Raw genomic sequence first — 24,157 nt, forward strand, 5'->3', positions numbered from 1 at the left:
AAATATTTACGGTAGGTCAATGGGCAAAATCAAATCACGTTTTCTAAATATCTTTACTTGTGCAGCACTAACAGTTTTCACCGTCAGTGTAAGTGCTGCTGTGGTAATTCCTCCTCCTCCATCGGTGGCAGCCAAAGGCTATATCCTGCTCGACCATAACACCGGCCACGTGATAGCCGAGATGAATGCCGATATTCAAATGGCGCCCGCAAGCTTAACCAAAATGATGACAAGCTATGTTATTGGCAATGAAATTAAGCTCGGAAATATTAAAGAAAGTGACGTGGTAACTATATCCGAAACTGCTTGGGCGAAGAACTTCCCAGATTCGTCAAAAATGTTTATCGAAGTGGGTAAGCAAGTCTCTGTAGGCGACCTAAACCGCGGCATCATAGTTCAATCTGGTAATGACGCTTGCGTAGCCATAGCAGAACACATTGCTGGCAGCGAAGATGCCTTTGTTAGTATGATGAATGCTCATGCCGAAAAGATTGGTATGAGCTCTACACACTTTGTGAATAGTCACGGTTTGCACGATGCAGATCATTATACGACGCCTCGTGACATGGCGACTCTAGGCAATGCCTTGATTACAGACGTACCAGATGAGTACGCTTTGTATAAAGAAAAAGAATTCACCTATAACGACATCAAACAATACAACCGTAATAGTTTATTGTGGGACAAAAGCCTAAATGTTGACGGTATCAAAACCGGGCATACTTCTGATGCCGGTTATAGCTTAGTGACATCCGCTACCCAAGGCGATATGCGTTTGGTTGCTGTGGTGATGGGCGCTGACAGCGAACGGGCACGTAAAAATGAGAATAAAAAGCTTTTAAAATACGGTTTTCGCTTTTTTGAAACTGTAACACCTTACAAAGCCGGTCATTCTTTTGTCTCTCATCGTATTTTTATGGGTGATAAAGAGCAGGTAGACTTGGGAATTAACCAAGACACCCCCATTACTATTCCCCGTGGACAGGTGAAGAATCTGAAGGCCAATTTTGAACTCGATAAAAAATTGGAAGCCCCTATTGCCAAAGGCGAAGTGGTCGGAAAGTTATATTTGCAACTTGAAGGTGAAGATATTGCAGAATATCCACTGGTAACCTTGCAAGAAGTTCAAGAAGGCGGCCTGATTGATCAAGCCTGGGATTATATTAAGCTACAATTAGGTTTTGATAGCTAATTAACAATTATTCTTGGTAGAGAGCGAGATGGAAACAAATTTTGACCAATTGTTGGATTTTCCAACATTCCAAACCTTTAAGGTAATGGGCGTCGCCCATGAGCGCCTGCCTGATGACGTGGTTGCTTGCTTACAGGAGCATGCTCCAGGTGATTACAACCCAACCATAAAACCCAGTTCAAAAGGGACATATCACTCCATCTCGATCAGCGTCAAGGTGGTGAGTAAAGAACATATGGAAACCATATATACCGAGTTGTCCTCGTTAGAGTTGGTCCGCGTTGTACTCTAAATCCACTTGCAGGTAGAAGACATTGTCGCAAGGTAATTCACTTATAGTTCGGCAGTTAGGGGTACAAGCATACGAGCCAGTTTGGCAAGAGATGCAACGCTTTACGGACGAGAGAGACGAGTCAGTAGTAGATGAAATATGGCTGGTTGAACATCAGCCTGTTTTCACCCAAGGTCAAGCAGGCAAGGCCGAGCATATTTTAGCCGCCGGTGATATTCCAGTAGTACAGGTCGACCGTGGTGGACAAGTAACCTATCACGGCCCCGGTCAACAGACCTTATATGTGTTGTTGAATATTAAACGTCGTAAAATCGGCGTGCGCCAATTGGTAACCGCGTTGGAATCTTGTGTGGTTAACACCTTAGGGCGCTATGACATTAACGCCTATCCCAAGGCCGATGCACCTGGTGTTTACGTAGACGATAAAAAAGTCTGTTCGGTTGGCCTGCGGATCCGCAAAGGCTGCTCATTCCATGGACTGGCGTTAAACGTGAATATGGATTTATCGCCTTTTCAACGGATTAATCCTTGTGGCTATGCGGGGCTCGAAATGATAAATTGCGCCAGTATTGGCGGTCCATCTAATGTTACCGTAGCAGGCAAACAATTAGTCGAAGACTTATGCACCTTGCTAAGTATCGACAATAGAGAATATAAAGAAGGTTTTGATGAGTAACGCACGTCCGCAAGCTGGAGTTAAACTTCGTGATGATGAGAAAGTAAAACATATACCTATCACCATTATCCCCACTGAAAAAGAACAGATGTTGCGCAAGCCAGAGTGGATCAAAATCAAACTGCCGCGCACTACAGACAAGATTGAACACATCAAAAAAACCTTACGCAAAAATAATCTTTTTTCGGTGTGTGAAGAAGCCAGTTGCCCAAATTTAGCAGAATGCTTTAATCACGGTACCGCTACCTTTATGATTTTGGGTGATATCTGTACACGTCGTTGCCCATTTTGTGATGTCGCTCATGGTAAGCCTTTACCGCCAAGTGCAGAAGAGCCGGTTAAATTGGCAAAAACTATAGCAGAGATGAACCTCAAGTATGTGGTGATTACCTCTGTTGACCGTGATGATTTAAGAGACGGCGGAGCGCAGCACTTTGTGGATTGTATTAATGCTATTCGCGAGCACAGCCCAACCACAAAAATAGAAGTGTTAGTACCAGATTTTCGTGGTCGTATGGACAAAGCCCTAGAAATCTTCAAGCAAGGCGTACCTGATGTGTTCAATCACAATTTGGAAACCATTCCGCGCTTGTATCGCGAATGTCGCCCTGGTGCTAATTATCAATGGTCTCTAGACTTATTGCGTAAATTTAAACAACAACACCCTGAAATCCCCACTAAGTCTGGCTTGATGATGGGCATGGGTGAAGACAAGCACGAAATATCCAAAGTGTTGGATGATTTACGAGCACACAATGTGGATATGCTCACCCTTGGGCAATACCTACAACCGAGTAAACATCACTTCCCGTTGAAGCGTTATGTCCACCCTACCGAGTTTGATGAGCTGGGTGATTATGCACATAGCATAGGGTTTACCCACGCAGCCTGTGGCCCCATGGTACGCTCCAGTTACCATGCCGATAAACAAGCCGCTGGTGAAGAAGTCAAATAATCTAAAGCTCGCATTTTCTGCGAGCTTTTTTTTGGAGTCACAAAAATGAAATCACCCTTTATTGGATTACTGTGCTGTTTGCTGTTTAGCAATATTGCCCTTGCCCAAGCTGAATCGGGCTGGCGCTCACCAGACATAAGGGATCTGGTCTATATGCAAACCAGTGAAGGTTTAGTGATAATTGAATTAGCGCCTTTTATGGCGCCGAAGCATGTTCAACGCTTTAAAGATTTAGTCGCCAGCGGTTACTATGACAACTTGGACTTTTATCGGGTGATCGATGGATTTGTAGCTCAAGCTGGTGATATGTCAGAGCAAAAAGCGACTAAGTTTAAGCGACCTCTTAAAGCCGAGTTTAGCCGCCCTACTCCTGCAGATTCTGATTTTAAACTGGTTCAAGATGGTGATTTTATGGCACCGCAAACGGGTTATTTGCATGGCTTTTCCGCCGGTCGCGATCCGCAAGCTAAACAAGAATGGTTGCTCCATTGTCCCGGCACAGTTGCCATGGCTAGAAGCAATGAAAAAGACAGCGCAACCTCCGATTTTTATATTGTTATCGGTCAAGCCACACGACATCTAGATCGCAATATGAGCTCGTTTGGAAAAGTCATATATGGTATGCCTGCTATTCAATCCCTTAACCGTGCTTCGGTCAACCAAGCTAGCGGCGTGATTGATACACCCGCCCAGCGCAGTCTGATTAATTGGGTTAAGTTGGCCGAAAATATCGCTATTGAAGACAGAATATATGTGCAGGTACAAGAGCAGAATTCTGCTGATGTTCAGCAGCGGTTAGATAGTGCTAAGAAATTAGACAATCCCTTCTTTCATTACAAAGGTAATGGTAATTTAGATATGTGTTATTACCAACTAAAAACTCGTATCAAGGTATAGAACAGACAGCGCATACACAAGTGTGCGCTGTGTATTTCATCCAGCATTTAGCGTTAGAAAGCCCATCTGATTTCTCTAACTCCCTCCTTTGTTAATTAACTTTTCATTTCTAACCAGTTTTTTCGATTATGTGGTTCTATTTATCTAATTATCTTTCTGTTAGGCAAGTCATTAATATACTCCCAAGTCGCAAGGATTCATTCTCAAGCGATGAATGAACAAACAAATTTTATTAACTAAACGTTGGAGAACTCAACATGGCACTAATTAATACCGTAATTAAACCTTTCAAGGCAAACGCATTTAGAAACGGTGAATTCATCGAAGTAAGCAGTGACGACGTAAAAGGCAAATGGGCTATTTTCTTCTTCTACCCAGCTGATTTTACTTTTGTTTGTCCAACAGAGTTAGGTGATTTGGCCGACAAATATGAAGAGCTACAATCTCGCGGCGTAGAAGTGTATTCAGTGTCAACTGACACTCACTTTACTCACAAAGCATGGCATGACACGTCCGACACAATCGGCAAAATCAACTACACCATGATTGGTGACCCAACAGGTGAAATCACTCGTAACTTCGATTGTATGCGTGAAACCATGGGCCTTGCAGACCGTGCAACATTTGTAGTTGACCCAGAAGGTGTTATCCAAGCAATGGAAATCACCTCTGAAGGTATCGGTCGTGATGCTGACGATTTAGTCCGTAAAGTGAAAGCGGCTCAGTACGTTGCATCTCACCCTGGTGAAGTTTGCCCAGCAAAATGGAAAGAAGGCGAAGCAACATTAGCCCCTTCTTTAGATTTAGTAGGCAAAATCTAAGCTAAGCGTTCACCATTTTAGGTCAGGCGCAGATTCTTTTCTGCGCCTATTTCTGACACATTTCAAGAGGCAGATTAACCATGTTAAGCAAAGAAATATTAAACGCATTGAAAGGTTATGCCGAGTCAATGCAAAAGAGCGTCACGTTTGTGCTGCAAAACGGCGAACACAGCAAGCGTGAAGAATTAAAGACGTTTTTATCCGACATTGCTAGTGTTAGCGACAAACTTAAAGTGGAAGAACGTGACACCAACGGCCAATTACGCAGTGCAATCAGCTTTTTAATTGAGGCAGACGGCGTAGATACTGGCATTCGCTTTTCAGGGATCCCAGGTGGTCATGAATTCAATTCCTTAGTTTTAGCCATGTTGCATGCATCAGGTACTCAGCTAAAACTAGACGATAGTATTAAGGGCATCGTAAAAGGTGTCAAAGATAAACTACACTTTGAAGTTTTCATCAGCTTGAGTTGTCATAACTGTCCTGATGTAGTGCAAACGCTGAATCAATTCGCTTTGCTAAATGACAACATCAGTTCAGAAATGATTGATGGTGGCTTGTATCAAAGTTTAGTTGACGAACGTGAGATCCAAGGTGTGCCCAGCGTTTACTTAAATGGCAAATTATTTGCTAATGGTAAAGTGGAAGCCGCTACCTTGATAGATAAATTAATTGAGTTTGATCCTAGCTTAACTCAAGCCAATGTAGGACAGTCACTACCATTGCAAGACGTTACAGTAATTGGCGCAGGCCCAGCTGGGGTAAGTGCTGCGATTTACAGTGCACGTAAAGGCTTAAAAGTAACCGTGGTAGCAGACCGATTTGGTGGTCAAGTTAAAGATACCATGGGAATCGAAAATTTGATTTCAACCCCAAAAACGACTGGTCCCGAGTTGGTCGGTAATTTGATGGCGCATATGAATGATTATGAGATCACACTCAAAGAACATGTGCGCGTCACACATATAGAAAAAGGCAATATCAAAACTATCACTCTGTCATCTGGTGAGCAAATCAGAACACGTACACTGATAGTGGCTACCGGCGCTCGCTGGCGTGAGCTAGGTGTGCCTGGTGAGAAAGAAAACGTCGGCAATGGCGTGGCATATTGCCCACACTGTGACGGTCCTTTCTTTAAGGGCAAAGATGTGGCAGTTATTGGCGGTGGTAATTCAGGAATCGAAGCTGCGCTGGATTTAGCTGGCATTGTTAAATCAGTCACTGTTTTTGAGTTTATGCCTGAGCTAAAAGCCGATCAGGTATTAGTAAATCAAGCGCTGAAACGCGACAACATCACTATTTTGAAGAATGTTGCTACTAAGCAAATTACGGCACAAAACGGTAAAGTAAATACGATTGAGTATATTGATCGTGCAACCGAAGCCATTCACTCGAAAGAGCTGGCAGGTGTGTTTGTGCAGATTGGTTTAGTACCCAATAGCCAATTCCTTAAAGGAGTTGTGGATTTGAGCCAGCACGGTGAAGTGATTGTAGATCACAAGTGCTTAACCTCAGAACAGGGCATATTTGCCTGTGGCGATGTCACCACGGTTCCTTATAAGCAGATAGTCATCTCTATGGGCGAAGGAGCTAAAGCTTCACTAGCAGCTTTTGAGTACCTACTTAGCAATGAAGTCGCTGACGAGGACAGCCAACAAGACGAATCCCAAGCAGCTTAACACATAATATCCTCACAACATGCCGAGCTTCACGCTCGGCGATTTTGGGGTCAAAGTAAAAATATATAAACCAGACTATCGTCTCAAAGCAATATCAAATTTTAACTTTGACCCCTAGTTTAATATTGCCACATGAGAATTTCCTTACACCTGCGTGAGGCTAATCCTAATAGACCTAATGCGAATATACTAAGACTATATGGTTCAGGAATATCCCGTACGAAAAATGCACCGACATTATCATACTTAGTATTATCTATGAGTATTTATTATATTTATTAAGACACCCATTCCTATTTATTATTTATCAAGACACCCATTCCAGTATTTATCAAGACACCCATTCCTAGACTGTTAAAGTTTCAATCTTCGACTAGACTTAAAGGACGTTAATCAACCATGGATGGATGATGTATGCCTCAAGCTCGAAAAAATCAAATCAGCTTAATCGATACCCCTTATTATCATTGTGTTTCCCGCTGTGTACGGCGTTCTTTTTTGTGTGGCGAAGATAAATACACGGGACAAAGTTATGAACATCGCCGGGACTGGGTAGAATCTCGTTTGTTATTTTTAGGTTCGGTATTTGCCATTGATATCGCGGCCTATGCGGTGATGAGTAATCATACCCATGTGGTGCTGTGTGTGGATAAAGACCTTGCGGGCAGTTGGCCTGACAAAGAGGTCCTTAGCCGTTGGCATCGATTACACAAGGGCACGTTACTCACACAAAAGTATTTACGGGGTGATGCGCTTAGTACTTGCGAGCAACTGACAGTGGATGAAACCGTTGAGGTTGTCCGTCATCGCTTATACGACATCAGTTGGTTTATGCGTGAATTAAATGAACACATTGCTCGTGAAGCCAATGCAGAAGATGGCTGCACGGGCAGGTTTTGGGAAGGAAGATTCAAAAGCCAGGCCTTGCTAGATGAAAGCGCGGTGCTAGCCTGTATGGCCTATGTGGATTTAAACCCAATTCGCTCCAAAATGGAAAGTACGCCAGAAACCTCCAAGCATACTAGTGTGTTTCAACGTATTCACGCCCTCAAAGAAGGCAAACAACCTGCTTCTCTGATGTGTTTTGTAGGTAATTATCGACAAAACATGCCCAAAGGTATCGCCTTCAGCTTGATTGATTATTGTGTACTAGTTGATAGCACTGGCAGAAGTCTTCGAGACGACAAAGCCGGATATATTGACCATAGCCAGAGCGATATTCTTCAACGACTAAACATCAATACAGAGCAATGGCTGGCACTCACCACTGAATTCGAAAAGCACTTTGCCACCGCGGTGGGCAGTGAGCATATGCTTCAGCAGTTCAAGCGTCACACAAAACATCAACGCATAAGAGGCATGGGTAAGGCAAAAATATTGTTCAAACACGCATAACAACATCAAATCATCAAGTCTCTGCATGCCACAATAAGCGGGTAAGCACGGCTGTTTGGGATTTGGCAAATCAACCTGGCTATTAAGTGGAAAAGCCAGATTACATCCAAAACGTGCAGTCAGACTTTAATTTACCTACCCAACATTAAGACACTTTGACTATCCAACATTTCCTACAAAAAAACATAACAAATCTAATTAAAGATGGGTGTCTAAATTAGAATATATCAATTACAGCGCGACTGAATAAAAATGGGTGTCTCAATTACAGCGGAGTAGAAAACTGAATAAAGATGGGTGTCTCAATTAGAGGGGCTAAGTTACTGGGCTAAAATAGCCATTATTTCAGCTGATAAATCATCAAATAATGTTCTGACTCTGTGCGGCACGGGTCCTCGTTGTGGGCGGTAGATATATAAAGTCCAAGGTTCCGGCTCAAACTCTTTTAATACCTTTTTGATATGCTTATTCTGCACATCTTCCGTACATAAAAAACTAGGTACTTGGGCAAATACTAGCCCTTCTTTGACCGCCTTATATTCCGCTTGGGCATCATCAAAAATCATCCTCGACTCTGGCATTTTTAACTCACTACCTTGGGAGAAATACCATGGCCAAGTTCTTCCGGTACTGGCGTCAAGTACTGATGAAGTAGGGAGTTTTGCCAAGTCCTCTGGTCTATTAGGCTCACCTACCTTTTTAATCAATTCGGGCGCGGCAACCACATGAAAGTCTACTTTACCCAGCTTTCGCACTATGTAGCGATTGTCACGCACGAAACCGATACGCAGGCCAATATCGATCCGTTCTTCTACCACGTCGGCATATTTGTCACTCAATCTTAAATCAACATTAATTTTTGGGTAGCGCTTAAGAAGATTAATCAACACAGGCGCCACGATTGCCCTACCGAAGCCCAGAGGTGCCGCCACTCTGACGTTGCCAGCAAGAGCGTCTCCGGCATGATCAGAATGTGATAGAAAGAGTTGGTCAACCTGACTCACCACTGGTACTACTGTACTTAAGAAAGATTCGCCAAATGAGGTAAGCTGTATTTGCCGCGTGTTGCGATGAAACAATACTTCATCTTGCAAGCGCTCCAGCTCTTTTACCGCACGGGTAACCGCTTGAGGCGAGATACCCAGCTTAATTGCAGCCCCTTTAAAGCTGCCTGCCTCAGCCGCAGTTTTGAATATTCGCAGCATTTCCAATTTATTTAGCACATTTAAATTCCATTTTTAGGAATTGTGAAAGCATAACAAATCCATTTACCGGAACCAACTGATAAACCATACTTCTACCATGCAATTAACTCAGTACCTCTGGAGAAAACAATGAGCGGTTTTATAAAAGACAAAGTAGTAGTCATAACAGGTGCAAGCAGTGGTTTAGGTGAAGCAACCGCGCGACATTTAGCAGAACGTGGTGCCAAGGTGGTTTTAGGCGCAAGACGGGTTGAAAAGCTCAAGGCCATCAGTGAAGAAATAAACCAACAAGGCGGTATCTCAACATTTAAACAAATGGATGTTACTTCTTTAGACAGTGTTAAGTCCTTAGTTGAGCATGGGGTTTCTACCTATGGGAAAATAGATGTGATCATTAACAATGCCGGTTTAATGGCCATCGCCCCACTCCAAGACCTTAAAGTTGAAGAATGGAACAAGATGATCGACATCAATATCAAAGGGGTATTGAATGGTATTGCAGCCGCCCTGCCGGAATTTAGCAAGCAAGATTCAGGTCATTTCATCAATATATCCTCAGTGGCGGGTATCAAAGTATTCAGCCCTGGAGGCACCGTATACAGCGGTACTAAATTCGCAGTTAGAGCGATTACCGAAGGCCTAAGGCATGAAGTAGGCGGAAAGATCCGTACTACCTCAATTGAACCTGGCGCGGTTGATTCAGAATTAAAGTATGGTTCTTCTCATAAAGAAAGCGCTGAATTTGTGGTAGATTTTTATAAACAAGCGATCTCATCTGATTCAGTCGCCCGCGCCATTGCATATGCAATTGAGCAACCCAGTGATGTAGATATCAATGAGATAGTACTACGTCCGACCGTACAAGAGTTTTAATTGTAGGTTAGTGTGATTATGGGGTCAGAGTAAAAATATAATCTGTACTGTCGTTTTGCGACACTTTCAGTTTTTACTCTGACCCCACATGTTACAGTTTTTTACTCTGACCCCACATGTTATGAAGCTTTTTGTACGGCAATCCAGCGATCAATTTTGGCTTCCAAAATAGGCATAGGAACGGCACCGTCGATCAAAATCTGAGTGTGGAATTTTCTCACATCAAACTTATCACCCAAGGCTTTAGTCGCCTTATTTCTCAACATACGTATGTGACGTTGACCAGTTTTATACGCCAAAGCCTGCCCAGGCATTGAAATATAACGCTCAACCTCAGCAACGATATCTGATTCAGCCATAGATGAGTTTTCCATCATATAGGAAATAGCCTGTTCGCGGCTCCAACCAAAGGCATGTAAACCTGTGTCAACCACGAGACGCATAGCGCGCAGTTGCTCGTCGCTTAGACGGCCGTACCACATATAGGGATCAGTGAAGAGACCCAGTTCTTTACCTAAACTTTCAGCGTACAAGGCCCAACCTTCCGCAAAGACTGTGTAACCACCAAATTTACGGAAGCTAGGTAAGGATTCGACTTCCTGCTGAATCGCAATTTGAAAATGGTGACCCGGTGCTGCTTCGTGGATACTTAAGGTTTCCAAACCAAATTTAGGCTGAGCTTTTAAGTCACGAGTATTAATATAAAAAATACCTGGACGAGAACCATCCGGAGCAGGTGCCATGTAGCTTGCACCCGCGGCAGATGCGGCGCGGAAAGGCTCTACGGCTTTTACCACATAATCTGCTTTGGGAAAGACCTCAAACAGCATGGGTAGTTTGGCATTAATTCTATCTTTCACTTCCGTGTAGCCAGCGATTAATTCCTCAGCGCTATCAAAATAAAATTTGTCGTCGGTCCGTAAATGCTCGAAAAATGCGGGTAAATCACCTTCAAAGCCTACTGTTTCTTTAACACTTCTCATCTCACCTAAAATTCGAGCCACTTCACTTTTACCATACTGATGAATCTCTTCAGCAGTTAAAGGTAAGGTAGTATTTGTTTCAATCTGATATTCATACCAGCTCTTTCCATTGGGTAAGTCAGACAAACCAACGGTGCTGCGTGCATTTGGCACGTATTCATTCTTAACAAACTCATAGACTTTTTTGTATGACGGAATAATCACTGTCTCAATCATAGTGATATAGTCTTTTTTCAGCGCTTCTTTGGCTGCTGGATCGATATTGGTATTGTCATCAAGGCTATTAAGTGGTGCATAAAACACGCTTTGGGTAACATCATCAACCACATGCGCGCCAAGTTGAGGAACCAACTTTTCAGCAATAGGTTTAGGATGCACCATGCCTTTATTAATCCCCTCTTGCATCACAACGACCACGCTATCCATATACTCTTTAAAACCGTTAGCCCGGCTTATAAAGTTACGATAGTCTTTTTCCGTATTGAAAGGTTGAGCGCTGCTGCCAGAGCCCAAAATGGCGAAGAAGCTATGCACGCCGCCCATTTGACTAATCGGAATCAGATGGGCGTTAAATTGGGTACCTTTAATGCCCATTTCACGATCACGTTTAAATATTTCGTAGCTGAGCAAATCTTGACCCGTTAACTGACTGGCATCAATTTTTTCAATAGCGGCTAAATATTTCTTCTCGAAAGCTAACCCTTCAGCCAGTGTCTTAGCATTGATTGGGCGTTCGAATTGATCATTATAGTCATTTACACCCACGAAGGTAGCGTAGACTGGGCTAAACTTTAGGGAATCGGTAAAGTATGTTTCAGTGACTAATTGCAGCTTTTGAGATTCACTCATCTGCGCCGCTTCTGCAGCACTGACGGTCAACAAACCAGAATTTTGTTCAATTTTAGCCTGATTATTCGCACAAGCAGACAAGCCTAGGGTGACTGACAATGCCAGTATGGTCATTTTACCTTTGTTAAATATCACTGAATTTTGCATTCTAATTCCTTCGGTTAGGTTCAGCCAGATAGTAACAGTTGTCGCTGTTAAGTACATACGCCGACAAACTCTGTAACAAGTTTTATTGACTGCTAATTAAATGCAACTGGCGTTGCCTGCCATCAATATATTGCACGCCTTGCTGGTCAAAATAAGCTTGTTCTTCCAACATAATGCGTATTTCCTTGTGCCACTCTTCAACAAAGACAGCCGCGTTTAGCTCAATGGAATAGGCGGTATTATAGTGCAACGGATAATCGCCTTGAACAGGTACGCCGTCTTGTGAATCCCACATCCCTAAAGTGGTGCCCGCGGCATGACCATGAAAACCAATGGGGTGAGTGTAAATGGTCGGTTTGATATTTTCAGCGATGGCCTGCTGGCGAGATAATTTCAACACTTCGTTCCCCGTGCGACCTTGTGCAAAATTTGCAGTAAAAATATCCTGCAAACGATTGCCAATCGCTAGCGCTTTTTGCAAAAAAAGCGGCGCTTCTACTTCATCAGATTTTAGTACATAGGCATGTTGCTGTTGATCAGAATGCAAACGCAAATAGACCAATCCAAAATCCACATGCAACAGGTCTCCGGGCTGGATCACCTGGCCTTGACTCAACTCTTTTGCAGGATCCCACTTTTCACTGTCATATTGACGGGCTCTTTGCAGCGAAACACTTGGATGGAACCAGGTGGATAGCTTTAATTCTCTGGTTTGTTCCCGCAACCACCACACCACGTCTTCGGTGGTGGTTATTCCCGGCGTAATAACTTCGTTTGAAAATGCTCGTTTGATCAGATCATGCCCTATCGCAGTGAGCTGGGGGTATAACTGCATTTCTAGCTTCGAACGAGTTTCTAACCACCCAATCGCTAACTTTTCTCCAGACACAATTTTTTCAGCACTGAACTTATCCAGCGCGGCGGTAAATTCTTGATATTCTGTGGCGTTCAAGCCGTCGGCTAATCCATAATGTTTGGAGATATTAATGCCAATTTTTGATGGATTCTTTTGTTTAATTAACGCCAGTAAAGCTTGCCATTGATCAGGTTGCTTTTCTTTATCCCACGTTTTGGCAAAAAGACTATCGACATTGTAGCGAGCCACTGCTAACCGCTCGACCGGTTTACCCTCTCCGGGATTAAATAATACTAAAATCGTGCGCCGCCGTGCAGACAACCAGGTTGCAGGTAACATGGTTTTTAGCACTGGATCTTCATTATATTCGCGAGATACTAACACCCACATGTCAATCCCTTCCCTAGCCATTAAATCAGGTAACACGTTATCTAATCGATCCGCAAGCATAGTATCAATCATAGCGGCCCGCTCACGCATTGATAAAATAGGATACTGCTGAGCTGCGTCAACGGCTTCTTGACTGTCTTTAGGATCTGGTTGTTGGGTTGCATGGGTTAGAGCTGCACTGCCCAAGCTAAGTATAAATATAGCCAATAAATTGTGAAACATGAGGGGTACCTTTAGTTAGGTTAACCTTAGCATCCACCATTTATCTCAAGTTTTCAACCAGATAGCCTAGTCATTTAAGGCTTAATCAACATCGCCTTATTTGACCTAGCTATACGAGACTAAAATGACACTGACGGTGCAAGCGCCAATTAAACAAGCTACAATTGCCGATTAAATCGCTAACGTTTTCAGTTGGAAGAATATGCAAAAGAACATCTATGTTGCCTATACGGGTGGCACTATTGGTATGCGTCCATCGTCACAAGGATACGTGCCTGTTGCTGGCTTTTTATCGCAAACCTTGGCCAATATGCCAGAATTTCATCGAAAAGAAATGCCCTCTTTCACTATCCACGAATATGACAGTTTAATTGATTCATCGGATATGAGCCCAAATGACTGGCAACAAATTGCTGATGATATTAAACGAAACTATGCCCAATATGATGGTTTTATCATCCTGCATGGCACTGACACCATGGCTTACACCGCATCGGCCCTGTCATTTATGTTGGAAGATTTAACTAAGCCGGTGATTGTAACCGGATCACAAATTCCGCTGGCAGAGCTTCGCTCTGATGGCCAGGTGAATATGCTCAATGCATTGTATATTGCAGCAAACTATCCTATTCCTGAGGTTTCCTTGTATTTCAATAATCGCTTATTTCGTGGAAACCGTAGCCGCAAGGTTGACGCTGATGGTTTTGATGCATTTGGCTCACCAAACTTTCCTGATTTACTTCGTGCAGGTATTAATATTGAACTGATTGCAGGTAAGGTTAGAAGCGCCACAAGTAATACTCTTACAGTCAGTAACGTAACTTCTCAACCTATTGGTGTGATCACTCTATATCCGGGAATTAGTGCTGAAGTGCTACGAAACACACTGCAACAGCCGGTAAAAGCGTTGATATTGCTCAGCTATGGAGTTGGTAATGCGCCGCAAAACCCTGCCTTACTTGAGCAACTAAGATTAGCCCAACAGAACGACATTGTCGTACTTAACTGTACCCAGTGTTTTAGTGGCAAGGTAAATATGACAGGCTACGCCAACGGTCATGTTTTACGCGAAGTAGGCGTGGTATCGGGTAACGATATGACCCCAGAAGCAGCCTTGGCCAAATTGCACTACTTACTCAGCAAAGAGTTACCCATTGAACAAATCAAAACACAACTACTGGCTAATCTTCGTGGGGAATTGACGGAGGGGTGAGATCTTATGCCTACTTGTTTAGTATAAAGCTGCCCCCTCTAAATTTGATTTTGATGGAACTGTGAAGCAATGAGAAAGTCCTGTTTTTTATTATTGGCACTGCTATTACTTGTCGCCTGTAAAACGACCGATACAAAACCTAGCTTATTCGATAGAGGGGGTAAAGCAATTCCAAAACAGTTTTCGTCTGGTGAAGGGCTACTGATAGTTAAACTAAACCCCCTCGCAATGAACAATAAAATGACGCCTCTGGAAAAACCGGCAAAGCTCAGCTCTTGCTCAATCAAAAATGTCTCAACTGGCGAAGTAAAAGTAATTAATCATGATTATGACAGCTATGCTGTTGTTACAGTTCCTGCCGGTAGATATTGCTTCAATTCAATGAAAACCTATATCAATTTAAAATTTAAAGACTGTCACCCCCCTACTTCGATATATCGGCAGGCAGCATAGAAAATGGGGGAATTGTTGCTGTTGGGATACATTTTGATGCTCAAAAAAACAAAGTCACACATAAAATACTTGGACTCAATCGAGCTTTAAAAGCAATAAATGACGACACGTTAAGCAAAGATTCCAATCAAAAAATTTACGATTTTCACCAACAAAACCATGCTCACCTTTATCCAAAAGTGTTCTATCTCCACACCGCTTTAAACAGAAATAACGTTGTTAGGTTGTATGAAAATGGTAAAGCTGAACTACAAGAGTACGCTCAAAATCAACCGACTTACCAGTTTGGTTCATGGAATACCTCTGGGGGCGAATATGTACTTTCGTTTTATAAAGGTAAGCTGAACTACCACTTAAAAGAGCGTGGAGATCAAATTGTAGGAATTGTGCGCAGTAAGTTTGTAACCAAAACACCATGGACATCCCTTGAGGAAAGTTGGTTGGTTGTCGGCAGTAACAACATCCTAAATATCAATCTTGGCAATACTATCGCTAACGTCCCCCATCAAGTAATTGTGCCAGGCATCCCCTATCCAAAAGAGGCTTATTTAAACGATGAAAATGGTTCAATCGACATATCATTTGATTTAGAAATTACCCAATCAAACCGCAATATAGTTTTATATAAACCAATGAGAATTAGCGTAATTAACACTTCGATGAAACGTCAGGCGGTAAATTCTATCATCGAAAGATTCAAAAAATATCGATATTCAATGCCACCTGAGTTTGAGAATAAAGCCAGATACACTGATAAAATTATTCTTACAATTACTGATCAAATGCCAAGGATTCAATTTGAAAAAGGGCTTAGCCAGTTATTTGAAACTATAGAGTGACAATATTATAGCCAAACAAAGCACACTGTTTTTTTGGGCGCGAAATTTAACAATAATTAGGCGCATCCACAAGGTAACGCTGTACAGTTTGCCCTTCTGCATTTACCTCTGAATGCAGCACTCCACCATTAGTGACAATAGTGTGTGCACAGGCTAGATTGGATTGGTAACAATGAATATGTATCTGCTTTACACCCATATGGCTTAGATGCTCGATTGAAAGCTTCATAAGCAAGCTTCCCAGGCCATTATTTCTGCGTGACGGTCGAATCCCTAGGCCTATATGACCACCACAATATTCGATCTTTTCATTCAAGAAATGCCGTAGGTTTGTCACGCCAACCAACTCACTTTTATCGACTAACCACAAGGTTGTACTGGGTACGAAGCCCTGTGGCAACTCTATGCCTTTGGAAAAGTTGTCGAGCTTGCTTAGCAGGCTATCAAAATCAGCATAAGCAAAATCAAGTGGAAAAGGATAGCGCTCTTCACGGCCCAATTCTTCAACATATCGAATATAACTTTGCTGATATTGGTGTGAAGGTACTACAAGCTGCATTTTGGTTTTCACTCTCTGATTATTCTGCGGAATTAACCTAACTCATCACTTTCGATAAAGACAGATAGTCGCGATTAATAACTAAGCTATAAGCGCAAACTAGTTGCGAAGATAGGTCTCTAACCACTCACTGACTTCATCACGCAATTTGTCTCTACTGGCGAAAAGACCGTGGTTATCGCCGGCATAGATGACTAATTTGTGTGGATGCTCACGCCTCTGTAATGCTGAAGCAAATAACTTGGATTGTTCAACATTCACGCGTTTATCTTTGTCACCGTGAACGAGTAGAATAGGCTTATTGGCTGGCAACTTATCCAACCACTTGATCACTGAACGATGCTCCAGCGCAGCTTGTCTATTATTAGCAAAGTCAGGAACCCGTGATGCATAGACTTTCTCCATCGCTGGCCGCCACGCTAACGCTTTTTCTACATCGGCATTGCCGGCAATGGCAATCATCGTTTTAATTTTGGGCATCGACTGGGCAGCAATATAGGACTGCATCACCCCGCGGCTCCAGCCTACTAGGGCAACTTTGTCAGGATCCGCCGCAGGAATCTGTTTAATAATATCCTGCAAAGCCAAAACATCCTCGACATCTTTGCCACCAAACTCATCCTGACCGTTGTTTTTAATTTTTCGGCCACTGGCTCCACGATACTGACTACCGATGACTAAATAACCATCTTGCGCAATATCAGCAATAAAGCCAATTTTTTGGCCGAAATTGACATAACCATACCTAGCATTACCACCACGATTGTAAATCACTACAGGTAAAGACTGTGCTGGCGCATTTTTGGGTTTTAAGTAGTAACCTTCAACGGTTAGACCACCTACAGTGTAAGTAAAATCGATACAGTCTAGGTTTTGTTTTATTTGCTTGAATGTTTGCTCCGGAAATCGAGCTAAGAATTGTTCGCTATTGAAATTTTTTTTATTTTTTTTAAGTACAGCCATCCATGACTGGTGACTCTCGAATGGGCCGCTGAAACAGGTTTTTGCATCTAAGATCAGGTTATTTGCGCCAGCTGTATTGGATATTACAAGCAAAATACAAAACAGATATCGTGAAAACTTCTTAACTAACATGTTTAATTCCATTTAAGTTTCGGCTAACTATACTCACCTGATTTCAAGCACATACACAAGTGCCAGCTTTACGCTGGCACAGTGGCTATCTAATTATATTGTGCTTTTACTCGTTCTAGCAAGGGTAATTCATCGGCATCAAGCTTGCCATGCTGCACCCACAAACATAAAAGTTCATGTTTATCTAGGGCGTCGCCGTGCTGCAATTTATCGGTCATAACTTGCAGTTGTAAGGTTTTACGCCTGTCGCGCTCGCTATCGGGGCTAGGCACATCTGCCAATATATCCATCAAAATAGTTAAATCTTGGCGGGATGAATCTGGCGCTTGCTTGGCATTAAAGTGTTGTTGCCATTGATTTGGTAGTCCTTGAAGTAGAGATTGGATTTCGGGCTGTGTTGCAGATTTCTCTAGCACATCGAACAGTTGATTCATGACTTGCGTATCTTTATTAGTTAACACTTTTTGGCGCTTTTTCTCTACCTGCTCGGTTAAATGCCGGATTTTATTTCGGTAACTTCTACTAGCACTATCCGGCAAATCAGCGGCGAGCTGATTGACCTGTGCAATTGCACTGTCGGCCTCATCCAACTCAGATAAGCCAGCAGCGCTGGTTAAGTCTTGGCTCAGTTGTTGAAGTTGCTCATCAAGGGCTTGGGTTTGTTGATTTAATTGCTCCTTAGAGCTATCAAATGCGAGTTGTCGCTTGGCGAACAATTGATCATTCACGTCACGAAAATTGGCCCACAGAGTGTTTTCACGCTTATGACCCGCTGAAGCTATGCTCTTCCATTTCTGCTGCAACAGTTTAGCTTGTTCAACCGCTGCCATGACATCTTCGTTATCTAATAATGCCTTTGCTTGGGCAATCAGGGACTCTTTCTGTTGCTGATTATCCTGATAGAACTGTTTTACGCGCTGCTTTAAAGGAGCAAGTGCTTGTTCGTACTGCTGCTTTAGCTGGGTCGTCAATTGGTAATCAACTTTACCAATATTGCGCCAGCCATTTTGTAAAGGAGTAAGTCGACTAACTAATTCATTACCAGCTAGAGACTGGTGCTGTAAATCATTCAAACTGCTTATTATAGCTTGTTTATCTACCAGGTTTTTAGCTCGCTCCTGTTCTTGTTGCACAAAATAATCACGGCAAGGCTCGAAAGCTTTTTCGATCAGTATTTCAAACTCCTTGTTCAGGGCTGAATCTTCATCGGTCTGCAAATTCCCTAGACTATTCCACTCGCTGCGTAACCGTTTAACCGCTGCTGATTGCTGTTTAATTTCTAACGGCGTTAAAATAATAGCTTCCACTTCAGCCAATATAGCTGGCTTACGAGGTTCCGCAATATACTGCTGCCAATCTTTAAGGTTTTCGATTTGCTCTTTCGTGCTATCAAAACTTCGCTGTAATATAGCTTGTTGTTTTTCAGGTAATTCTGCGTACCACTGACGCACCCTTTCAAACAAGCCCATGGCTGCTTTAAATTTACCTTGATTGACTAAGCTATCAACGGCACGGAGTTTGCCTTTTACTCGGTTTTCATTCTGTTTAACTTGTTCAGACAATACAGTGATAGCGGCTTGCCAATTGGTACGTACTGCTTTCCACTGTTGCTGCAAATTTTGCGGCCAGTTAGACTGATAAGAAGCGATATACTCCTTCCAAGTAAGAGTTTGCTCATGCAAATAGGCTTTAGATGCGTCGAGTTGACTCAAATCAGTAGGCAAAGGCAAGTTTGCAAATTTAGTTAAAAATTCATCGGCTACTTCGACAGATTTTTGAAACTCGGGTAAACGCCCTAAGGTCGCTTTTGATTGATTGATGCGATTAAATAATTGTTCAATATTACGATGAACCTGTGGAATAGCATAATTCTGCGTCTCAGCTTGGTTTACCTTGTCACTTAACAATTGTAACTCTGCTTGAAGTGCTTGTAGTTGATGTTCATATCCTTCAACTTCACCCATGGTGACTTTGTTGATATCTTTACACAGCTCAAGATTAATGTTGCTTAATAGCGCTTCAATTCTTAACTGGATACTGTCTAAATTAGATTCCAATTGAGAAGCAATAATACTTGCTCGCCACTGCGGCTCTAAAAGTGCAATGACGGCGTCAACCTTATTGCTAATTTCTGCAAAGCGCTCTTCTAAATTTGTTCTAACGTCAGCTTTAAGGCAGTCAAACTCCAGTTGGGCTTGCTGATAGGCCTTACTCAGGTTATCTTTCTGACGTTGAACAAACAACAAATCAGTTTTATCTTTGAGAGCCAATAGTTGCGACAAGATCATTCTGGCGTTTTTTTCTAACTCTTTGGGCTTAGCCTTAGACTGCGCTAATTGTTCAACTTTCGACTCAATCGCCTGCTTAACGCTGCTAAGTTCTGAGCGTTTGGCACACTTTAGTAATGTCGACTGATCATCAATTTCAGCCAATAACGCTAGTTGTATTTGCTCGTTTGCGGTAGACAAAAATATTTGCCTAGTGACATGGGGTTTATCAATCTTTTTAAGCATACCAAGCAAAAGGTCGGCATGCTCAGTTTGCAAAGAAGGTAATGCCAATAACTTTTCTAATAACGAAATCGACTTACACTCTAAAATAAATTGATGTCTTTCTTTGGCACTGATGTCTAATTCACCTTGAGCGAATAATGCATCTTCGACCATAGATTGGGCTTTTTTACGCACCCGTTCTGATTTACCCGTTTGCGCCATTTTGCACCACAACGCAAAATTATTCAGACGCTTAAGTGCTGCCAAATTGACATTTGGGTCTTCATCGTTAAATGCCAGCTCATGTAACTGACTCTTATGTTGCTGCTCTTCAGGAGAAAGACTCCCGATGGCGGCAATTCGTACTTGTGGATTCGGATCTTGATATTTGGGGCGAAATAGTTTTTTAAAAATCATCCTGTTTGAACCGCGCTATGCTGCCTTGTTGTGCAAACTCATTCTTTAATTGTTGTCGGCTTTTATGGGTAATTTCGCCGTCTTGATTCAACGTCATATGTTGGTCGAGCTTTAATACTTTAGCTTGATACATCATTACTGCTTGCATGCTGCTCTCCCTTTGTGACTCTGTCAAGGGCGAACCATCTAGCCATTTTCCGGTTTCCACCGACTGCAGCAAGCGCTCGTAGGTTTGCTGCGACATGGAGGAGACTAATACTTGAAGATCCATCAGTCAGCCCGCTTAATAAAAATGAGTCGAACTCGATTGATCACATACCAGATAAAGCCAATAACCGAACAGGCAATGGCCAAATTGTGCTGCATATCACCCGGCCGTGTGCCGCCCCAATACATAAAGCCAAAACCTGAAACAAACATTAGCATGGCTAACATAGACTGATTTTGGATACTGTGCTGGCGTTTAAATTTATTGAAATTCTTCTTCCGTAACAAATCCTCAGAAGAGGCATCACCTACGCCAAAACCACAATGGGAACAGGTCTTCGCTTTATCGGAAATCGTTTTGCCACAAGATGGGCACTCAGTTAACGCCATTTTTCACTCCACACAAATTTGATATCGGCATTCGTCCTGCCGAAATATCAGAAAACGCGGGCTAGCCGCGTTTCTTTATTACTGTTCAAATCAAAATTAAGATTTATTTTCTTTATCGAAACGATTCCAATAATCTTTTATGGAAGACTTCATCTCTTTACTTAGCATTAAAATACCAAATAAATTAGGTAAGGTCATCACCACTATCGCTACGCTTGCCAAGGTCCAGACTAATTCTGTATCAGAAAAAGAGGCCCACACGAAACCAGCAACATAAACTACCCGATATGGCATAACAGAGCGGGATCCTAGCAGGTAAGTCATGGCGCGATCGCCATAATATGACCACGCGATAGCCGTAGAAAACGCAAACAGCAACAGGCCAATGGAAACGATATATTGCCCAAAGTCACCAAAAAATCCTTTAGTAAAGGCTATGGTCGTTAATCTGGCAGAATGGACCAATGATTTTCCAGACAATACTATGTTGTCTTTCACTATCGCCCCGTCCTGGATTTTAATCGTACCGGTAAATAAATCTTCTTCACCACCTACGGTAATCAACACATCTTCTGCCAACGAACGAGCATGAATGATGGTAAAACCACTGGTGACTGCTTTGCCTGAAACGACTTGGATTTCACCGGTATAAGCTTCAACGCCACTGTCATCGATATGGTTAAGATAACGATACAAGTTTTGGCGGTCTTGTTGATTGTCTTCGGCGTATACGCCTGTGACAATTTCTAGACTAGAGCGTTCGAAAATATTTTGATGCTTTTCTTTCCAAACACCAGAGGACAAAATAACTAACCCCGTTAAGGTACAGATAACGATAGTGTCAATAAAGGGCTCAAGGATTGACACCATACCTTCAGAAACAGGTTCGTCAGTTTTAGCCGCGGCATGGGCAATTGGCGCTGAACCTTGACCCGCTTCATTGGAGAATAAACCACGATTTACCCCACGGTTAAACGCATACGCAATGGATGCGCCGAGGAAGCCACCTGTTGCTGCTGAGCCGGTGAACAAATCAGAAACAATAGAGGTGAAAGCTGGACCAATATTTTCTAAGTTAGCGAAAATAACCGAAAGCGCCCCAATCAAATAAATCACTGCCATAAAGGGCACTATCTTAGAGGTAACCGCCGCTATCCGTTGGATACCGCCCAAGATAACTAGTGCTAGTAAAATTCCTAGTACACTGCCAACAATCCAAGGTTCAAAGCCAAAGGTTTCTTGAATACTGGTGGCGATACCATTACTTTGCGGCAAGTTACCCGTACCAAATGAACTGATCACAGTGGCGATAGCAAAGGCTACTGCCAACCATTTCATGTTGAGACGTTTGTCCATGTAATACATGGGGCCGCCAGCCATAGTGCCATCGTCGGTCTTTTCACGGTATTTATGAGACAGAGTAACTTCGACAAATTTAGTAGTCATTCCCAGGAATGCAGTTGCCCACATCCAGAACAAGGCCGCTGGCCCGCCCAAAAAGATAGCAAAAGCTACACCACTGATATTTCCGGTTCCAACGGTGCCTGACAAAGCCGTTGTCAATGCTCTAAAGTGAGAGGTATCACCTTCGGAGCCAGGGTTATCGAATTTACCAGTAACCACTTTCCACGCATGTTTAAAATAACGTATCTGTGGAAAGCCAAGATAGATGGTGAAAAACAAACCCGTACCTAGCAGGATAAATGGAAATAAAGCATTACCGCCTAGTATACTGTCCAGAAACTTTAGAACATCATGTAACCCTTCCAAATTTTGCCCCTTTTTTTATTTTTTTAATTTATGGATATGATACTTATCGTGTTTTTTTCGCCCAAACACCCTAACGCAGTGTTTTAACGATAGCATTTACAGCCACTAAAACGTCTTCGCCTAATTGTTTACAACGCGCTGGTGACCAACCATAAGCCGGATCAGGCAACAAAGCATTGTCTTTAAATGGCATCTCTAGGGTGTAGGCTAGACAATTATAAAGTTGACCTACTGCGTTGGTTGCCACCGTCATATTACCTTTACCAGGCTCGTCTTTATCATAGCCAAATTCATCTTGGAACTCAGGTGTGACTAGTAGTAAGGCCGCCTTGAAGGCATCTTCTAATTGCTTAATTCGTTGATCATAGCCAGGATTGCCCTCGCTACCTGCAACGAAGTTATAGGGAATCGATTCATCACCGTGCATATCTAAAAATAAATCGACACCTGTTTGAGCCATCTTTTGCATTACTAAATACACTTCAGGGCTTTTATCCATGCTTGGCGTCGCCCATTCACGGTTCAAATTAGTGCCGACAGCATTAGTGCGTAAATGTCCACGTACCGAACCGTCTGGATTCATATTTGGCACTATATAGAAAACTGCGTTATCTAATAAGTTTCTAGCAACCCCGTCATCCTCATCCAGCAGCCGTTGTAATAACCCTTCGACTAACCATTCTGCCATAGTTTCGCCAGGATGCTGACGAGCAGTAATCCAGATACTTTTCTTGCCTTCTTCCGGTTGGCCAATAACCAACATGGATAGATCTCGACCGTCGAGTGTTTCACCAAGATTCTCTACTTGGCAATCAAAAGATACTTGCGCCATGGACAATAAATCTAGATGTCGTTCATAACTATAGGGCGCAAAGTACGCGAAATACGTATGGGCATGTTCAGGAGTATGGGTGATAACAAGATTGTTACCGTCAAATTCAGAGGCGACTCTGAACCATTCTTGACGATCATAAGAAGCCACCGCTTGGTAACCCTCCCAACCTGAAGGGTAAGCGGATTTAGCTAAATCACTAATGGTAAGCTGATGCTCAACAAAAGGACTACTATCTAATTTAAAATGAAACCATTGATAAAAGTCAGATTGGTTGTCTTTACGGATTTGAAGTTCGATGTCATCAGGCTGTTGTGCTTTGACAACGATAATGTTGCCTGAATCAAAGTTGCTGGTTATTTTCACTCGCCAATTCTCTACTGATTTTCCCGCGGTCAATCTACCATAGTCTGGACTAAAATAACCTAGCGGAAATTATTTATTTAAATAATTTTTTA

Annotated in this window: 22 protein-coding genes; 11 read left to right on the plus strand and 11 right to left on the minus strand. The window is 42.6% G+C overall.

From position 1 onward, the window contains the following. The first annotated feature begins 19 nt into the window (after positions 1-19). The 7 genes from QR722_RS10660 to ahpF all read left to right on the plus strand — a co-directional run bounded on the left by QR722_RS10660 (position 20) and on the right by ahpF (position 6,512). Positions 20-1,192: a serine hydrolase gene (locus QR722_RS10660; protein ID WP_286282823.1), complete on the plus strand. Its 1,173-nt coding sequence runs from the start codon at positions 20-22 to the stop codon at positions 1,190-1,192. Between the two features lie 28 nt (positions 1,193-1,220). Further along, a complete protein-coding gene (ybeD, locus tag QR722_RS10665; protein ID WP_286282824.1) occupies positions 1,221-1,484 on the plus strand; it encodes a DUF493 family protein YbeD in 264 nt (87 codons plus the stop codon). Positions 1,485-1,506: 22 nt separating this feature from the next. Next, positions 1,507-2,160, plus strand: a complete 654-nt coding sequence (gene lipB / locus QR722_RS10670; protein ID WP_286282827.1) for a lipoyl(octanoyl) transferase LipB — start codon at positions 1,507-1,509, stop codon at positions 2,158-2,160. After that, positions 2,153-3,115: a lipoyl synthase gene (gene lipA / locus QR722_RS10675; RefSeq protein ID WP_286282828.1), complete on the plus strand. Its 963-nt coding sequence runs from the start codon at positions 2,153-2,155 to the stop codon at positions 3,113-3,115. Before lipB ends, lipA begins: the two co-directional genes overlap by 8 nt. A 45-nt stretch (positions 3,116-3,160) precedes the next feature. After that, positions 3,161-4,012, plus strand: coding sequence for a peptidylprolyl isomerase (locus QR722_RS10680; protein WP_286282830.1), 852 nt, complete (start codon positions 3,161-3,163; stop codon positions 4,010-4,012). 257 nt (positions 4,013-4,269) lie between these two features. Then, positions 4,270-4,833 carry an alkyl hydroperoxide reductase subunit C gene (ahpC, locus tag QR722_RS10685; RefSeq protein ID WP_286282832.1) on the plus strand — a complete coding sequence of 188 codons (564 nt, stop codon included), beginning with the start codon at positions 4,270-4,272 and terminating at the stop codon, positions 4,831-4,833. Positions 4,834-4,913: 80 nt separating this feature from the next. Further along, positions 4,914-6,512, plus strand: coding sequence for an alkyl hydroperoxide reductase subunit F (gene ahpF, locus QR722_RS10690; RefSeq protein ID WP_286282833.1), 1,599 nt, complete (start codon positions 4,914-4,916; stop codon positions 6,510-6,512). A gap of 119 nt (positions 6,513-6,631) precedes the next feature. Here ahpF and QR722_RS19400 read toward each other — a convergent pair whose 3' ends face one another. Then, positions 6,632-6,778, minus strand: a complete 147-nt coding sequence (locus tag QR722_RS19400; protein WP_353506910.1) for a PEP-CTERM sorting domain-containing protein — start codon at positions 6,776-6,778, stop codon at positions 6,632-6,634. A gap of 148 nt (positions 6,779-6,926) precedes the next feature. On the opposite strand from QR722_RS19400, the gene QR722_RS10695 reads away from it, so the two are divergent. Further along, on the plus strand, positions 6,927-7,907 hold the full coding sequence (locus QR722_RS10695; RefSeq protein ID WP_286282834.1) for a transposase: 981 nt from the start codon (positions 6,927-6,929) through the stop codon (positions 7,905-7,907). Positions 7,908-8,227: 320 nt separating this feature from the next. Here the strand turns inward: QR722_RS10695 and QR722_RS10700 are convergent, their stop codons facing one another. Further along, positions 8,228-9,130: a LysR family transcriptional regulator gene (locus QR722_RS10700; protein ID WP_286282835.1), complete on the minus strand. Its 903-nt coding sequence runs from the start codon at positions 9,128-9,130 to the stop codon at positions 8,228-8,230. A 99-nt stretch (positions 9,131-9,229) separates the two neighbouring features. Between QR722_RS10700 and QR722_RS10705 the strand changes: the two genes are divergently transcribed. Further along, positions 9,230-9,985, plus strand: a complete 756-nt coding sequence (locus QR722_RS10705; protein WP_502872468.1) for an SDR family oxidoreductase — start codon at positions 9,230-9,232, stop codon at positions 9,983-9,985. Between the two features lie 119 nt (positions 9,986-10,104). Here QR722_RS10705 and QR722_RS10710 read toward each other — a convergent pair whose 3' ends face one another. Next, a complete protein-coding gene (locus QR722_RS10710) occupies positions 10,105-11,964 on the minus strand; it encodes a DUF885 domain-containing protein (RefSeq protein WP_286282837.1) in 1,860 nt (619 codons plus the stop codon). Positions 11,965-12,046: 82 nt separating this feature from the next. After that, positions 12,047-13,432, minus strand: coding sequence for a M24 family metallopeptidase (locus QR722_RS10715; RefSeq protein ID WP_286282838.1), 1,386 nt, complete (start codon positions 13,430-13,432; stop codon positions 12,047-12,049). 202 nt (positions 13,433-13,634) lie between these two features. On the opposite strand from QR722_RS10715, the gene ansA reads away from it, so the two are divergent. Together ansA and QR722_RS10725 are read left to right on the plus strand one after the other, a co-directional pair. Next, a complete protein-coding gene (ansA, locus tag QR722_RS10720) occupies positions 13,635-14,645 on the plus strand; it encodes an asparaginase (RefSeq protein ID WP_286282839.1) in 1,011 nt (336 codons plus the stop codon). A gap of 677 nt (positions 14,646-15,322) precedes the next feature. Further along, entirely contained in the window at positions 15,323-15,937 is a 615-nt protein-coding gene (locus tag QR722_RS10725) for a hypothetical protein (protein WP_286282840.1), read from the plus strand. A 46-nt stretch (positions 15,938-15,983) separates the two neighbouring features. Here the strand turns inward: QR722_RS10725 and QR722_RS10730 are convergent, their stop codons facing one another. From QR722_RS10730 to QR722_RS10760, 7 genes are all read right to left on the minus strand, one after another. Further along, the gene (locus tag QR722_RS10730) at positions 15,984-16,496 is read right to left on the minus strand and encodes a GNAT family N-acetyltransferase (RefSeq protein WP_286282841.1); all 513 of its coding nucleotides are present in this window, start codon (positions 16,494-16,496) and stop codon (positions 15,984-15,986) included. A gap of 99 nt (positions 16,497-16,595) precedes the next feature. Next, positions 16,596-17,591 (minus strand): alpha/beta hydrolase family protein, encoded by a 996-nt coding sequence (locus QR722_RS10735; protein WP_286282842.1) that lies wholly within the window; start codon positions 17,589-17,591, stop codon positions 16,596-16,598. 89 nt (positions 17,592-17,680) lie between these two features. Continuing rightward, positions 17,681-20,500, minus strand: coding sequence for a DUF349 domain-containing protein (locus QR722_RS10740; RefSeq protein WP_286282843.1), 2,820 nt, complete (start codon positions 20,498-20,500; stop codon positions 17,681-17,683). Continuing rightward, positions 20,490-20,771, minus strand: a complete 282-nt coding sequence (locus QR722_RS10745; protein ID WP_286282845.1) for a YeaC family protein — start codon at positions 20,769-20,771, stop codon at positions 20,490-20,492. The genes QR722_RS10740 and QR722_RS10745 overlap by 11 nt, the downstream gene beginning before the upstream one ends. Beyond that, positions 20,771-21,097 (minus strand): zinc ribbon domain-containing protein, encoded by a 327-nt coding sequence (locus tag QR722_RS10750; RefSeq protein ID WP_286282846.1) that lies wholly within the window; start codon positions 21,095-21,097, stop codon positions 20,771-20,773. Before QR722_RS10750 ends, QR722_RS10745 begins: the two co-directional genes overlap by 1 nt. A gap of 96 nt (positions 21,098-21,193) precedes the next feature. Next, complete coding sequence (locus QR722_RS10755) at positions 21,194-22,867, minus strand: alanine/glycine:cation symporter family protein (RefSeq protein WP_286282847.1); 1,674 nt, start codon at positions 22,865-22,867, stop codon at positions 21,194-21,196. Between the two features lie 70 nt (positions 22,868-22,937). Then, a complete protein-coding gene (locus QR722_RS10760) occupies positions 22,938-24,065 on the minus strand; it encodes a M14 family metallopeptidase (RefSeq protein ID WP_286282848.1) in 1,128 nt (375 codons plus the stop codon). Between the last annotated feature and the right edge of the window lie 92 nt (positions 24,066-24,157).

This window comes from Aliiglaciecola sp. LCG003 (genome assembly GCF_030316135.1).
Lineage (GTDB): Bacteria > Pseudomonadota > Gammaproteobacteria > Enterobacterales > Alteromonadaceae > Aliiglaciecola.

Excerpts from the sequence above, each read along its gene's own strand:
- QR722_RS10660 (WP_286282823.1), top strand. The coding sequence starts at position 20 with ATGGGCAAAATCAAATCACGTTTTCTAAATATCTTTACTTGTGCAGCA.
- ybeD (WP_286282824.1), top strand. The coding sequence starts at position 1,221 with ATGGAAACAAATTTTGACCAATTGTTGGATTTTCCAACATTCCAAACC.
- lipA (WP_286282828.1), top strand. The coding sequence starts at position 2,153 with ATGAGTAACGCACGTCCGCAAGCTGGAGTTAAACTTCGTGATGATGAG.
- QR722_RS10680 (WP_286282830.1), top strand. The coding sequence starts at position 3,161 with ATGAAATCACCCTTTATTGGATTACTGTGCTGTTTGCTGTTTAGCAAT.
- ahpC (WP_286282832.1), top strand. The coding sequence starts at position 4,270 with ATGGCACTAATTAATACCGTAATTAAACCTTTCAAGGCAAACGCATTT.
- ahpF (WP_286282833.1), top strand. The coding sequence starts at position 4,914 with ATGTTAAGCAAAGAAATATTAAACGCATTGAAAGGTTATGCCGAGTCA.
- QR722_RS10695 (WP_286282834.1), top strand. The coding sequence starts at position 6,927 with ATGCCTCAAGCTCGAAAAAATCAAATCAGCTTAATCGATACCCCTTAT.
- QR722_RS10710 (WP_286282837.1), bottom strand. The coding sequence starts at position 11,964 with ATGCAAAATTCAGTGATATTTAACAAAGGTAAAATGACCATACTGGCA.
- QR722_RS10715 (WP_286282838.1), bottom strand. The coding sequence starts at position 13,432 with ATGTTTCACAATTTATTGGCTATATTTATACTTAGCTTGGGCAGTGCA.
- ansA (WP_286282839.1), top strand. The coding sequence starts at position 13,635 with ATGCAAAAGAACATCTATGTTGCCTATACGGGTGGCACTATTGGTATG.
- QR722_RS10730 (WP_286282841.1), bottom strand. The coding sequence starts at position 16,496 with ATGCAGCTTGTAGTACCTTCACACCAATATCAGCAAAGTTATATTCGA.
- QR722_RS10735 (WP_286282842.1), bottom strand. The coding sequence starts at position 17,591 with ATGTTAGTTAAGAAGTTTTCACGATATCTGTTTTGTATTTTGCTTGTA.
- QR722_RS10740 (WP_286282843.1), bottom strand. The coding sequence starts at position 20,500 with ATGATTTTTAAAAAACTATTTCGCCCCAAATATCAAGATCCGAATCCA.
- QR722_RS10745 (WP_286282845.1), bottom strand. The coding sequence starts at position 20,771 with ATGGATCTTCAAGTATTAGTCTCCTCCATGTCGCAGCAAACCTACGAG.
- QR722_RS10750 (WP_286282846.1), bottom strand. The coding sequence starts at position 21,097 with ATGGCGTTAACTGAGTGCCCATCTTGTGGCAAAACGATTTCCGATAAA.